We start from the raw sequence: 13,492 nt of genomic DNA on the forward strand, positions 1-13,492 counted from the left end.
CGCTTGTTCAAGAGTGCTGCCGCAAACCTCTGACTTTCAGTTCTCCGGGATCCGGTCGGAGCCTGAGGAGAGCAACCACCGCACGGTCAACCGGCCTTGAGCAGCGGGGGAGCGGACGGTGAGCGTGAGCCGGGTGAGACGGTCCCCCCAACTCGCCCTCAGGACGGGGTCGTCGAGCTCCCTGCGGACGACGGAGGCGACCGCGGCGCGGGGGTCCCAGCGCATCACCAGGCCGTTGCCGCCGGGGGAGGTGACGGTGGCCCAGCCCTCCCCGTGCTCGACCTCTCCGGCCAGGACATGGTGCAGAGCAACCTCCCGGGCGCACCCCTCCCACCGCTCCTCGACGTCCACCCGCGGCGGCCCGGACCCGCCGGACCGGACCAGGCGCACCGTACGGTCCCAGCGGGTGAGCGTGCCGGGGGGATAGGCGCCGCCGAGCTCCGCGGTCATCCCGGCCGCCGCGGCGGTGAGTTCGACCCGCACGTCCCGGGCCCGGTGGGCGGAGCCCGGCCGCTGGGCGGCCCCGGGGTCGGGCACGTTGTGCCAGTCGCTCCGGAACGGCCAGTCGGTGTAGCGGTCCGGGCCGAAGGTCCGCGCGGTGTACGTGGGCCGTCCGACGTCCACCACCAGGGGCTCTCCGTTCGCCGCCACCCAGTACGTGCCGACGTCCAGGTGGTTGTGGTGCTCGCCGTTGTGGCCCGCCTTCACCGCTACGGCCAGGCCGTCGGTGGTTCCCGCCGTCTCGCGGGCCACCAGGATCTCCAGGCGCGGCAGCCACGAAGCGCCGGCCAGCCAGGGCGCGGCGCCGTCCGGTCCGTCCGCCGTCACCGCCCGGCACCACCGCTCGTCTGCCAGGGCGGTGAGCGCCCGCCCCAGACCGGCGCGCGGCGGTGCGGCGCTGTGCTGCCGCCGGGCGCCCGCCAGGGCGTGCGCCACCGTCTCCGGCTGCCCCAGCCGCACACCCCAGCGGAACGGCACCTGCCAGGGCTGGTCGGCGGCGAGCCTGGCGGGTGCGTCGCCCACGTTCACGTACCAGTCGGCGCCGAGGTGCATGCGCTGCGGATACCGGAGCAGCGCGCCGAAGAGAGCCGTTCCGCGGGCGTCGAGCGCGGGTCCGCCGACGTCGGCCAGCAGGTCCAGGATCTCCAGCAGTCGGCAGGCCCCCACCCACCAGTAGGCGATGCCCTCGTCGATCCCGCCGTCGTCGGGGAGCGTGTCCACATAGTGGTCGAGCCCCTCCACGACCAGCCGGACGAGGCGGGCGCGCCGGGCACCGTCCTCGCAGAGCAGCAGCGCGGAGGCGAGGACGGCACCATGGATCCAGGGGTTCCAGTTGTTGGCGCCGCCGTCGGCGCCGATCCAGCGCCAGTCCCGGCGGCGCTCGAACGGCAGCAGCACCCGCTGTTCCACCTCGCGGCGCAGCCGCCGCCGGAGCCCCGGCATCCGGCGGTCGAGACGAGGCCCCAGGGCACGGTCCGCCCAGGCGAACAGCGAGGCGGCCTCGGCCGCGCCCAGGTCGAGGAAGGGTTCGTCCGGATCGGGCACGAGGTCGCCGCGCTCCGCGGCGAACCGCTCGTGCGGCGCCCAGCACCAGGTGCTGGCCTCGGCGAACGCCACCAGCCCGTCGATCGCGGCGTCCAGATGGGGGCAGGCCCCGGGGGGTTCCGCCGCCCCTGCCGACTCACCGGTGAGGACGGCTGCCAGGGACAGCAGGGACACCCGCTCCTGGAGGCCCCATGCCGCGTCCTCGTACGCGCCGCGGTCCCCGTCCCGGAAGGCACGGGCCCACGCACCGGCGAGCAGACGGGGCGCCGGACGGCCCAGCTCCTCGGCCGCGTCCGTCAGCAGCTGCTCCCGCACCGGCCCCGGGACCGCGTCCCAGACGGCGCGGCAGGTGACGTCGGGCACCCCGGTCCGCGCGGCGGGACCTGCCGCCGATGGCCCCGGTTCCCGGCCGCCGTCCGGGCCCGGCGCCGCGGCGAGACGCCCGTCGTCGCCGTCCGGGCCCAGCACGGCGGCGAGACGCTCGCCCAACGGCCGCGTCACGGGACTCACCGCCCACCGTCCAGCTCCAGCTCGACCACCGGGAGCAGCACGTCGGGCCGGGCGATCGGCAGGGTCAGCGTGAGGGTGCCCGTCGGCTGGCTCGGCGGCGCGAGGTTGTTGTGTTCGTGCCGTGCCCCGTCCGTCTCGTGGAACCGGATCTCCGAACCGTCGTGCAGCAGCTGGGCGTAGCGCACGCGCCCGGCCAGACCCGGCAGATGGAGGTGTTTGAGCGGCCAGGCCGACAGGTGCAGATAGAGACGGTTGCCGGACTGCGTGTACAGGGCGTTCGGGGGCGGCTCGAACGCGCTCGGGCCCGCGCCGTGCACGGACCGCCCGTGCAGCTCGGTCCACGCACCGATGGCCCGGAGCGTGGCACGGGCCCGCGGGTCCAGGGTGCCGCGGCCGGTGGGGCCGACATTCAGGATGAGATTGCCGCCGCAGGCGACGGACTGCACCAGCATGCGGACCAGCAGCGCGGGGTCCTTGTACTCGTGGTTGTCGCGGTCGTACCCCCAGGACCCGTTGAGCGTGTGGCAGGCCTCCCACCTCACCGGCTCGCCGCCCCGTTCCAGCGGCCGGTCCGGCTGGTACTGCTCGGGCGTCACGTAGTCACCGGGTATGCCGAGACGGTCGTTGACGAGAATGCCCGGCTGCAACTCCTTCGCCAGTGACAGGAGTTGGTGCGCCCCCCACTCCTCGGGACCCTTCTCCGGATAGGTGAAGTCGAAGAACAGCAGGTCGATCCGGCCGTACCCGGTGAGGAGTTCGCGTATCTGACCCTCCATGTACGCGCGGTAGCGCGCCATGTCGCGCGGCTCCCGTTCGGCCCCGGTGCCGCGCAGCGGATGGTGTTCGTCGACCGTGAAGCCGGGGTGGTGCCAGTCGAGCAGCGAGTAGTACAGACCGACGCGCAGGCCCTCGGCGCGCATCGCCTCGACGAACTCGCGCACCAGGTCGCGGCCCGTCGCGCGGACCGAGCCGTAGTCGGACAGCGCCGAGTCGAACAGGCAGAAGCCGTCGTGGTGCTTGGCGGTCAGCACCGCGTACCGCATCCCGGACTCCCGTGCCGCGCGCGCCAGTTGCCGTGCGTCGAACAGATCGGGGTCGAACCGTTCAAGGTAACGGTCGTACTCCTCCTGCGACATGGCCTCCCGGCTGCGTACCCACTCGTGCCGGGCGGCCAGGCTGTACAGCCCGAAGTGGACGAAGAGCCCGAAGCGCGCCGCCTCGAACCACCCGGTGGAATCAGGGGAGTCGGGCGTATCGGGGGAATCGGAGGAAGCACCGGTCACGGAAGGCTCCTGATGGATTGACAGCACTAATCGATTGGCTGTTATCTACCATCGATAGGCGATGATGTCACTGGCGTTGCGTGCGGCGAGCACGCGGAGAGGCAAGTGCATGCACCCGATTGGGGATCAGGAAGCGCCGTCGGCGGGGGAGCCGCGCATCCATGGGCAGGGGGAGACCCGTATCTATGAATCGATGCGAGCGCCGGTCCACACCGCGGACTACGTACGGCCCACCTCACGGATGGTGGAGGCGCTGAAGGACGTCAGCGCGGCGACGGCCTGCGCCAAGCTGCATCAGATGGGCATCACCCGGACGTTCATCGACGGGCCCGTGCCGCTGCACCGCGAACCGGACGTCAAGGTCACCGGCGGCGCCGTGACGCTTCAGTTCCTTCCGCAGCGCGAGGACGTCTTCAACGGCGCGGAACAGGAGGACGTCGAGCGCAAGACCGCGCTGTGGGGCGTTCTCGAATCCATCCGGCCCGGTGACGTGCTGGTCGTCTCGGCGCACGGCAGCCACTTCACCGGCTGCCTCGGCGACATGCTCGTGCGCTACTTCAAGCTGCGTGGCGGCGCGGGGATCGTGGTGGACGGACGGGTGCGGGACGCGGCCCGGATCCGCGCGCTCGGAGTGCCCGTGTGGTGTACGGGAGTCACCCCGCACTACGCCTCGCAGACCGAGCTGTTCCCGTCCGCGTTCAACGTACCCGTCGGCGTCGGCGGCTCCCTGGTGACGCCCGGCGACCTGATCGTCGCCGACGAGGACGGCGCCGTCGTGGTGCCGCAGCGCAACGCCGTCCCGCTCGCCGAGGACTCCCTGCTGCACCAGGACCGGGAGGAGTTCGCGCGCCGCCGCCTCGACGAGGGCGCACGCCTCTCCGACTACTACCCGCTCACCGGCGAGGGCCTGACCGAGTACCTGGCGAGCCGGCCCGCCACCTGAGCCCCCGGCGGTCCGTCCGCCGGGCGCGCGGGCCCGCCCGGCGGCGGGGCCGCACGTCCCGTGTTCCGCACGCGGGCACGCCCGTCTCCCGGCGGCCGCGGGCTGCTCGTCGCCCGGTTCCGGGTGCCCGTCACAGCCATCCGCGCCGCTGTGCCTGCAAGGCCATCTGGAACCGGTTGGCGGCACCGAGCTGGGCCATCAGGATCTGCACGCGACGGAAGAGCGTGCGGCGGCTGATTCCCAGCTCCCGGGCGATCACGTCGTCGCCCGCGCCACCCGCGAGGAGCCACAGCAGCCGGCGGTCCGCGGGTGGCACGCCCCCGGGGCGGGTGGCGTGGCCGTGGAACGGCAGGGCGTTGTTCCAGGACTGCTCGAACAGCGCCACGAGCGCGGAGAACAGACCGCAGGGCTGGACGACCAGCATGGTGTTGTGCACATCGGCCTCCTGGATCGGCAAGGAGACCAGCGCGTACGACGCGTCGATGATCACGAGCTTGACCGGCACCGACGGCAGCACCCTGGCCTGCTCACCGGCCCTGATGCACGGCTCGACGACGTTCTCCAGATGACCCGGCTGCTCCAGCGACTCGCGCGCGTACACCACGCGCTGCGTCACACCGCGGGCGAGCGTGGCCAGCGCGTCCTGGGTCGCCCCGGGCAGGGGGAAGTACGGCGGTGACTCGAACTGCCGGATCTGGTCGCGCGCGCTCGCCCAGGCCTGACGGATCCTGGGGCCGATGGCGTCGCCCATGACGACCTCGACGAGATGGTCGTTGTACGCGGCGAGCCGGTGCCTCCGGAACGACTCGAAGGCGCCCCCGACGGTGATGCGCGACTCCTCGACCTCGGCCGCCCGGTGCCTGGCGAGGATCTCCAGGCCCGCGGTGGGCGGAACCGGGGCCACCACGTCGCCGTCGCCATCGGCGGCACTGGCCAGACCGGCGTCGACGAGCGCGGTGTACGCCCCGGCCAGCTCCGCACCGCTCAGACCGGCCGCCGCCCCGATCGCGCCCAGCGGAGCGGGGGCCAGCTCCAGCAGCGCCAGATAGACCCGCCCCGCCCTGTGATCGATTCCCAGCAGCCGAAGAGCCTCGCCGAGTTTCCCGTTCGTCATACGGTGCATTATCGACGGCCCCGTCCGGCGTATGGCCGATCCGTGCCAGTGGCGGATGTCGGCACCGAACACGGGCGGCCCGGGATACGGTCCGAGGGCCGCCGACGACCGGCGGCAGCGAGGGCGCCCGGAACACACGGGCCGGAGCACGGCCGGTCCGTCGCGCTCCCCGGCCCTCGCGGCCGAGGAACCCGACCGGAAGAAGGTGCCTGACATGGCGAAGGGCCGGAAGAACCGTCTCTACCCGGAGATCTCCAAGGAGCTGTCCGCCCTGATGCGGACCGGCTGGGCGGACACCGAACGGCACGACCTGCGACTCGGCGAGCAGGCCCCGCACGCCGCCCGCCGCCGCGCCGCGCTCTCCGCGCGCTTCCCCGGCGAGCGCCTCGTCGTCCCCTCGGGAAACCTCAAGGTCCGCTCGAACGACGACACCTACCCGTTCCGCCCGTACTCCGGCTATGTGCACATGACCGGCGACCAGGCCCGGGACGGCGCACTCGTCCTCGAACCCCGCACGGACGGCGGCCATGACGCCTACTGCTACCAGCTGCCCCGGGACAGCAGGGACAACGACGAGTTCTGGACCGGCGCCACGGCCGAGCTGTGGATGGGCCGGCGCCGCTCCCTCGCCGAATCGGAACTCGTGCTCGGCCTGTCCTGCCGCGACATCCGCACCGCCGCCGACGACCTGGCCCTCTCCGGCGCGCCGACCCGGATCGTCCGCGGTGTCGACCCGTCCCTGGAGGCGGCCGTCACCACCGAGGCGGAGCGCGACGCGGAACTGGAGGAGGCGCTCAGCGATCTCCGTCTGGTCAAGGACGACTGGGAGATCGCCGAGCTGCGCAAGGCCGTGGACTCCACCGTGCGCGGGTTCACCGACGTGATCGGCGAGCTCTCCCGGGCGGTCGAGTCGTCCGAGCGGTGGATCGAGGGCACCTTCTTCCGCCGCGCGCGCCTGGAGGGCAACTCCGTCGGCTACGGCTCGATCTGCGCCTCCGGCGACCACGCCACGATCATGCACTGGACGGACAACGACGGCCCGGTGCGTCCGGGGGACCTGCTCCTGCTCGACGCCGGTGTCGAGACACACACCCTCTACACCGCCGACGTCACCCGCACCCTCCCGGTCAGCGGGACCTTCACACCGCTGCAGCGCCGGATCTACGACGCGGTGTACGAGGCCCAGGAGGCCGGGATGGCCGCCGTGAAGCCGGGCGCCGCCTACCGCGACTTCCACGAGGCGTCCCAGCGTCACCTGGCGGAACGGCTGGTCGAGTGGGGGTTCATCGAGGGCCCGGCCGACCGCGCGTACGAACTCGGCCTCCAGCGCCGCTTCACCATGGCGGGCACCGGCCACATGCTCGGCCTCGATGTGCACGACTGCGCGCAGGCCCGGCACGCGGAGTACGTGGGCGGCACGCTGGAACCGGGCATGGTGCTCACGGTCGAGCCCGGCCTCTACTTCCAGCCGGACGACCTCACCGTGCCCGAGGAGTGGCGCGGCATCGGCGTCCGGATCGAGGACGACCTGCTCGTCACCGACGACGGCCACGAGAACCTGTCCGCGGGACTGCCGCGATCGGCGGACGACATCGAGGCGTGGATGGCCAGGTTCGCGGGCTGAGCGCCCGGCCGAACGGGCCCTGCCGGGGGAGGCCCCGGACCCGACGGTTACCGACCGGCGCGCGTCGGTCGGTACCCGTCGGGCCGGTGAGCCGCCGCACCGCGCACCGGTCCCGGAAGGAGTGGTGGGCCGTGGCACCGCGCGCCGGTCCCGGGACGACCGGTGTGTTCCGCCGCCGCTCACCGTCCTCCTTCCGGAGACCGCGGCCGACGCGTTGCGGACGCCCGTCATTGCGCGAGCTTCCGGCACAGCAGGGCGTCCGGCGTCTTCCCCTTCGCCCAGGCGCCGGTGAAGGCGACACCCGCCATGTACTCGTCGGTGTCGCACTGGCCCTTGAAATTGCCCAGCGCGAACTCGCCGCCCGGCTCCCCGGCCGGCCGGGCGTCGCCGCGGTCGAACCACACGGTCCGGCCGCTCGTCCCGAGCGCACGCTCCGCGGGGCTGCACAGCACCGCCGAGACCGCCTGCCCCCGCACGCTGTACCCGGAGACGAACCGGCCCGCTCCGCACTGGTACTTGGTGTATCCGACGGCCCAGTCGCCCTGCTGGACCTGGCTCTCGTCACGCACCACGGAGGGCCGCGCACCGGCGGGCACGGTCGGCGCGGCCCCGCTGTCGGTGCACAGCCCCCGGCCGTCCCGGTGCGACAGACCGACGAGGCGCTGCCCATCGGGACACACCCCCTTGCGGGCTCCCGGGTCCCAGTCCCCCCGAGCCCGTGTCCGGAGCGACTGGACCGCGTCCGCGTGGTCGAGGTCGAGCATGTCCCAGGTGTCGGACTGACTGGTGTTCCAGCGTTCGTTGCCGTCCAGGCCGCAGCAGAAGCGCGAGGTGTTGGTGTGATCGTTGAGGATCACCGCGAAGCCCTCCGCCGTCGTGGCGGCGACGACGGCGTCGAGGACCTGGAGCGGCGTCCTGCCCCGCAGCGCCGGGTTGGCGGCGACCGAGGCGTCGGGGACCGGCCGCTGATCGTGCAGCATCTCGTTGGAGAACGGCAGACGGACGCTGTTGATGCCCAGCGCGTGGAAGTCGGCGAGGATCGTTGGGATCGGCGTACGGTCCAGACCGAGCGGCATCTGGTCGGACTTCTCGCCGTCATGATGGTTCGCTGGGTCACCGATGTCGCCGGATCCGTTCCAGGAACCCTGCGCGCCTTGCCAGTTGGCGGACTTGAGCTTGAAGCGGTTGCCGGAGGCGTCGACGATGTACCGGCCACGGGTACTCAGCGGCGCGGTCCAGGTGTCGGCCGGCCGGCCCGGGTCGTCCACGGCCGCCGAGCGGACCGCGGCCGGGGCGGACGGGACGGCAGTCGCCGGAGCGGCTCCGGACGCGCCGAGGAACAGCGTCCCCGAGAGCAGCGCCGCCAACAGGGTTCGGCTCACGGTGTCCTCCGGAGAACGGCGTACGGACGGGCGGGGACGGCACGGCCCGCACGTCTCTGGACCGGCGCCCACGCGCCGGCCGCCGTGACGAGAGGGGCCGAGGGCTGCCCAGTGTGCAGCCCGGCCGCGCGGTTGTACACACGGCCGGGCGGACCCGCGGACGGCGTACGACGCCACGTCACGGACGCCGCACCCGGTGCGGAGCGCACACCTCAGCCGCCGAGCGCGTGCACCTGGTTCAGCACGGCGCGCATCTGCGGCGCCGACTTCTGCGCGTAGTCACCGCCCGTGTACCCCCACCAGTCCCAGCAGCCCTGGGGATTGCCGCGCAGGAGGCTGATGTCGGTCTGCGGATAGAGGATCACCAGGTCGTTGGTGTCGGCGTACTCGTTGAGATGGGACTCGCGGGCGAACCGGTCGCCCACGAACTTGTTGTCGCTCATGCAGCCGTGCAGGGCGACGACCAGCTTGCACGCCGCCCCCGCCGCACAGGAGCCCGGCGTGTAGAGAAAGCTGCTGCTGCCCATGCTGTACCACTGGGCCAGGCCCCCCGGCACATACCGGTCCTGGTCGTACCGGGCGAGGGTGCCCGACTGGCTCGCCGCCGGGGGATTCACCCGCCCCAGCCAGTGCCCCAGCATCTCCCCCTGAGGATCGTTCCCGCAGTTGATCAGGAACGGGTAGAACGTGGTGCCGCAGGACAGCGGGGCGTTCGGCGTCGGCCATCCGTGCCCCGCCGGATCGGTGTCGTGGTACGCGGTCCGGGCCCCGAAGTCACGGTAGAACCGCACCCCTTCGTCGCTCACCGAGGTCCGGACCAGGGGATCCCTGGTGCCGTGGTACGTGTAGACGGGCTTGCCCGCCAGATTCGACGCCGGGTCGATCCGTCCCTCGGCCGACCAGCGGCGGACGATCTGCTCGATGCCCTCCGGATCGGTCGAGATCAGCCCCGTGCCGCAGGCGATCAGACCCAGGACGATGCCGCCCTTGCCGCAGTAGTACGGACCCGCGGCGACGATGCCCGCGCCCTCGAAGGTGCCGGAGTAGGCGACCTGGAGCTGCGAGGCCATGAAGCCGCCGGAGGAGATTCCGGTGACATAGGTGCCGGTGATGTTGAGCCGGGGAAGGCCGGGTTCGCCCGCATGGGCGGGGGCGGTGAGCCCCAGGGCGGCGGCCAGGACGGCCGCCAGGGTGACGGCGGCGGACCGCAGGGAGCCGAGCTTCATCGTGCGCACTCCTTCGCTGGTGCCCGTCCGGGAAGAGGGGGCGTGGGCCGGAATCGCGAGGACGGACGGGGCCATGGTTGGCCGTGCGCCGCCCCGCGGGAAATGGAGGCGTGCCACGTCGTCGCTGCCCGATGAGTGGAGATTTTCTCCGTCGCCCGGTGTCCGCGGCGGCAAGGGGTGCGGTATCACTGGCCGGATGACGACGAAGCCGGAGACCACCGGCACCCTGCTGCGCCTGCTGCGCGAGGAGGCCGACGAGCGGGAGTTCCACGCGGTGGCGGCCGCGCCCCGGCTCGTCGACGACGCGCTGGAGATACGGTCCAGGCTGGCGGCCCACCGCCGCCGGGAGGCCGCGCTCGCCGCCCTCTACGAGACGGCCGGGGACCTCGCCTCGCTGCGCGATCTGGAGGACGTCCTCCAGGCCATCGTGAGCCGCGCCCGCACCCTCGTCGGCACCGACGTCGCGTATCTGCTGCTCTCCGACCCCGAGGCGGGCGACACCTACGTACGCGTCACCGACGGCATCACGACGGACGGGTTCAAGACCGGACGGCTCGCCGCCGGAACCGGCCTCGGCGGACTGGTCGCCGCGACCGCGGTGCCGTACCACACCGCCGACTACCCCAACGACGCCCGCTTCGAGCACACCGAATACGTGGACGGCGTCATCGGCGCGGAGGGCCTGGTGGCCATCCAGGGCGTCCCGCTGAAGTCCGGCGATCAGGTGTACGGGGTGCTGTTCGCCGCCAACCGCCGGGTGCGGCCCTTCTCGCCGGACGAGGTCGACCTGCTCATCTCGCTGGCCAACCACGCCGCCCTCGCCATCGAGAACGCCACCCTCTTCGAGGAGGTCCGCAAGACGGCCGCCGTCCACGAACGGCTCACCGCCGTCGCCCTCGACGGCGGCGGACCGTCGGGCCTGGCCTCCGCGCTCGCCGACGTACTGCGCGGCAGCGTCCTCGTCCTCGACGCACAGGACCGGCCGCTCGCCGCCGCCGGCGAAGCACCACCCGAACCCGCCGGCCTCGTACGGGAGATGGCCCGGGCCCGCAGCGAGCGGGGCTCCGCGTCACGCGGAACCGTCGGCGTCACCCCCATCGTCGCGGCCGACGAACACCTCGGCACACTGCTGCTCGTACGCGCCGGACTCGACGCCTCCGACCTCCACGCCCTGGAACGCGCCGCCCAGGCCGCCGCCCTCATGCTCCTCGGCGAACGCACGGTCGCGGAGGCGGAACACCGGCTGCGCGGCGAGATCCTCGAAGACCTGCTCGGCGCGCCCCACCGCGACCCCGAAGGGCTGCGCCGCCGGGCCGCACTGGTCGGCCTCGACCTGGAGCGCGACCACGTGGTCCTGGTGGCCCGGGGCAGCGGCACCACCGGAAGGCGCCGCCTCACCGAACTGGCCGGCGGCCACGCCACCCGGCAGGGCGGGATCGCGGGCGAGTACGGCGGACACACGGTCGTCGTCCTGCCCGCCGCCGAAGCCCCGGGCGCCGCGGCCCGCACCCTCGCCGCCCTGCTGACCGAGGCGATCGGACACCCCGTCACGGTCGGCGCGGAGCCCGCGGCCCCCGGCGCCGCCGCCGTCGTCGAAGCCCACCGCGACGCCGCCCGCTGCCTGGACGTCCTGGTCGCGCTGGACCGGGCGGGCGAAGGCGCCTGCCGGGACGACCTCGGCATCCACGGCATACTCCTGGGCGCGGCGGCCCGCGACGAACTCGACCGCTTTGTCCGCCGCACGATCGGCCCGCTGGTGCGGCACGACGAGACCCGGGGCAGCGACCTGGTGCGCACTGCCGTCACCTACTTCGCCTGCGACGGGAACCTGAGCCGTACCGCCGCCGCCCTCTACGTCCACATCAACACCCTCTACCAGCGCATCGACCGCATCTCGGCCCTGCTCGGCCCCCAGTGGCGGCACGGCGACCACGCCCTCCAGGTCCACCTGGCCCTCACCATGCGGCGAACGGCGGGTTAGGGCGTGGACCGAAAGTCCCCTCCGCCCGGCGGCGCCCGGCACGCACGCTCGCCGCGTTGTCGGGATGACCCTGATACACCGGTATCGGGGCGGCCCTCCGCCGTGCGCTCGCACGCACCGGACACCGCCGGGCCGCCCGCCCTCCGGGCGGACGACGCCACTTCCGACACCCGCCCCAGGCCCGTCCCCTCGATCACGATCAGGCCCCCGGCATGTCGGCCCCGCCCGACCGCGGACCACCAGGACCGGGCGAGGGGGTGTGGCAGGCCACACCCCAAGTGGATGGCGCACCGCAGTGACCGGGCGGGCGCCGGTGCGACATCGTCGGCGGCATGACAACAACCTCACGTCCCGCCGGTACGCACGGACCAGCTCACTCCGCGGGCAACCCCGGCCGCCTGCGCGCCGCGCTCGGCGCCCTCGCCGCGGTCCTGGCCCTCGCGTTCGTCCTCGTGCCCCGCCCATGGGCGGCGAGCATGTCGGACGGCGGCTTCGGCGATCAGCGCCGGCTCGTCGGCCGGCTCTCCGATGCGTTCGTCGGCTACTGGGACTCCGGCGACCGGGACATCTCACCCGACCTGAAGAACGTCATGGACTACTGGTCCCAGTACCACGTGGCCAAGGCCGTGTGCGCCGCGCTGCTGCTCCTCGTGTTCATCGCGCTCGGCGTTCATCTCTGGAGGTCGTTCCTGCGGGCCGACGGGCTCGGGGCGGGACGCAGGGCCGCTCTCGCCTCGGCCGGGGGCGTCGCCACGGCACTCGCCCTGTTCTCGCTGGCGGCGGTGATGGCCAACGTCCAGGGCGCAACGGCGCCCCTGTCCTCGCTGCTGTCCCTGCTGCCGATTCGTACACCCCACGGAGCGCTCGCGGCCACGCTCGACCAGGTCAGGCAGCACCTGGCCGAGTACCCGGACCCCGGCGGGCGGGCCCCGGCCGCCGTCGAGGTGATGGTCGACGACTTCGCCCGCTACCACGCGGTGATAGCCGTCGCGGCGTCGACGGTGGCGGTGGTCCTGATCGGCCTGAGCGTGGCCTCGTGGAGGAAGTCCGCGCGAACGGCGGTCTCCGACCGGCGGACGAAGCGTGTGTTCCGGTGGTTCGGCCTCCTGTCCGCCCTGTTGTCGCTGGCCGTCGTCGTGGTGGCCGCGGCGAACACCGCCACCACGGCCGACCCGGCACCGGCCCTTCTGGGCTTCTTCAGGGGCGGGTGGTGACGGGTCGCCGCCAGGCGTCGAGGTAGGCGAGGACGGCGAGCACCCGGCGGTGCCGGGTGTCGTCGGGCGGCAGGGAGAGCTTCGCGAAGATGTTGCCGATGTGCTTCTCCACCGCACTGCCGGAGAGCACCAGCCGGCGGGCGATGGCCGTGTTGGAATGGCCCTCGGCGATCAGTGCCAGCAGCTGTCGTTCACGCGGGGTCAGCGCGCCCAGAGGGTCGTTCCGGCTCTCTCCGGCGAGCAGCTGCGCGACGACCTGGGGGTCGAGCACCGTTCCGCCACGGGCGACGCGGTCCAGGGCGTCCAGGAACTCCTCGACCTTGGCGACCCGGTCCTTGAGCAGATAGCCGACGGCACCGGAACCGTCCGCGAGCAGGTCGGTGGCGTAGGACATCTCCACGTACTGGCTCAGCACCAGCACGGGCGCGCCGGGAAGGTGTCCGCGGGCGGTGACCGCCGCCCGCAGTCCCTCGTCCGTATGCGTCGGCGGCATCCGCACATCGACGATCGACACGTCCGGGCGGTGTGCGAGCACCGCCTCGACCAGGGCGGGGCCGTCACCGACCGCCGCCACCACCTCGTGACCGTCCTCGGTGAGCAGGCGCACCAGCCCCTCGCGCAACAGCACCGCGTCGTCCGCGACGACGATCCGCAGCGGAGCACGGGCGGC

10 protein-coding genes are annotated in these 13,492 nt (G+C 73.0%); 4 read left to right on the forward strand and 6 right to left on the reverse strand.

Annotated elements, in window-relative coordinates; genetic code table 11:
- Window positions 1-36 precede the first annotated feature (36 nt).
- Both ACFVFH_RS27205 and ACFVFH_RS27210 read right to left on the reverse strand, forming a co-directional pair.
- A complete protein-coding gene (locus ACFVFH_RS27205; protein ID WP_383773282.1) occupies window positions 37-2,046 on the reverse strand; it encodes a heparinase in 2,010 nt (669 codons plus the stop codon).
- Between the two features lie 5 nt (window positions 2,047-2,051).
- Window positions 2,052-3,338, reverse strand: coding sequence for an alpha-L-fucosidase (locus ACFVFH_RS27210; RefSeq protein ID WP_383773284.1), 1,287 nt, complete (start codon window positions 3,336-3,338; stop codon window positions 2,052-2,054).
- Between the two features lie 193 nt (window positions 3,339-3,531).
- Between ACFVFH_RS27210 and ACFVFH_RS27215 the strand changes: the two genes are divergently transcribed.
- Window positions 3,532-4,281, forward strand: a complete 750-nt coding sequence (locus tag ACFVFH_RS27215) for a ribonuclease activity regulator RraA (protein WP_383773286.1) — start codon at window positions 3,532-3,534, stop codon at window positions 4,279-4,281.
- 130 nt (window positions 4,282-4,411) lie between these two features.
- Here ACFVFH_RS27215 and ACFVFH_RS27220 read toward each other — a convergent pair whose 3' ends face one another.
- Window positions 4,412-5,395, reverse strand: coding sequence for a LuxR family transcriptional regulator (locus ACFVFH_RS27220; protein ID WP_383773288.1), 984 nt, complete (start codon window positions 5,393-5,395; stop codon window positions 4,412-4,414).
- Between the two features lie 214 nt (window positions 5,396-5,609).
- Here ACFVFH_RS27220 and ACFVFH_RS27225 point away from each other — a divergent pair, with 214 nt between their 5' ends.
- Window positions 5,610-7,019, forward strand: a complete 1,410-nt coding sequence (locus tag ACFVFH_RS27225) for an aminopeptidase P family protein (RefSeq protein ID WP_383773290.1) — start codon at window positions 5,610-5,612, stop codon at window positions 7,017-7,019.
- A gap of 227 nt (window positions 7,020-7,246) precedes the next feature.
- Here ACFVFH_RS27225 and ACFVFH_RS27230 read toward each other — a convergent pair whose 3' ends face one another.
- Together ACFVFH_RS27230 and ACFVFH_RS27235 are read right to left on the reverse strand one after the other, a co-directional pair.
- Window positions 7,247-8,401, reverse strand: a complete 1,155-nt coding sequence (locus ACFVFH_RS27230; RefSeq protein WP_383773292.1) for a cellulase family glycosylhydrolase — start codon at window positions 8,399-8,401, stop codon at window positions 7,247-7,249.
- Between the two features lie 212 nt (window positions 8,402-8,613).
- Window positions 8,614-9,627 (reverse strand): PHB depolymerase family esterase, encoded by a 1,014-nt coding sequence (locus tag ACFVFH_RS27235; RefSeq protein WP_383773294.1) that lies wholly within the window; start codon window positions 9,625-9,627, stop codon window positions 8,614-8,616.
- Window positions 9,628-9,823: 196 nt separating this feature from the next.
- Here ACFVFH_RS27235 and ACFVFH_RS27240 point away from each other — a divergent pair, with 196 nt between their 5' ends.
- Together ACFVFH_RS27240 and ACFVFH_RS27245 are read left to right on the forward strand one after the other, a co-directional pair.
- Window positions 9,824-11,608, forward strand: coding sequence for a helix-turn-helix domain-containing protein (locus tag ACFVFH_RS27240; protein WP_383773296.1), 1,785 nt, complete (start codon window positions 9,824-9,826; stop codon window positions 11,606-11,608).
- Between the two features lie 332 nt (window positions 11,609-11,940).
- On the forward strand, window positions 11,941-12,822 hold the full coding sequence (locus ACFVFH_RS27245) for a hypothetical protein (RefSeq protein WP_383773298.1): 882 nt from the start codon (window positions 11,941-11,943) through the stop codon (window positions 12,820-12,822).
- Here ACFVFH_RS27245 and ACFVFH_RS27250 read toward each other — a convergent pair.
- Entirely contained in the window at window positions 12,806-13,477 is a 672-nt protein-coding gene (locus ACFVFH_RS27250) for a response regulator (protein WP_383773674.1), read from the reverse strand. The two genes, ACFVFH_RS27245 and ACFVFH_RS27250, sit on opposite strands and share 17 nt — an antisense overlap.
- Window positions 13,478-13,492 lie beyond the last annotated feature (15 nt).

This window comes from Streptomyces sp. NPDC057697 (genome assembly GCF_042799335.1).
Lineage (GTDB): Bacteria > Actinomycetota > Actinomycetes > Streptomycetales > Streptomycetaceae > Streptomyces.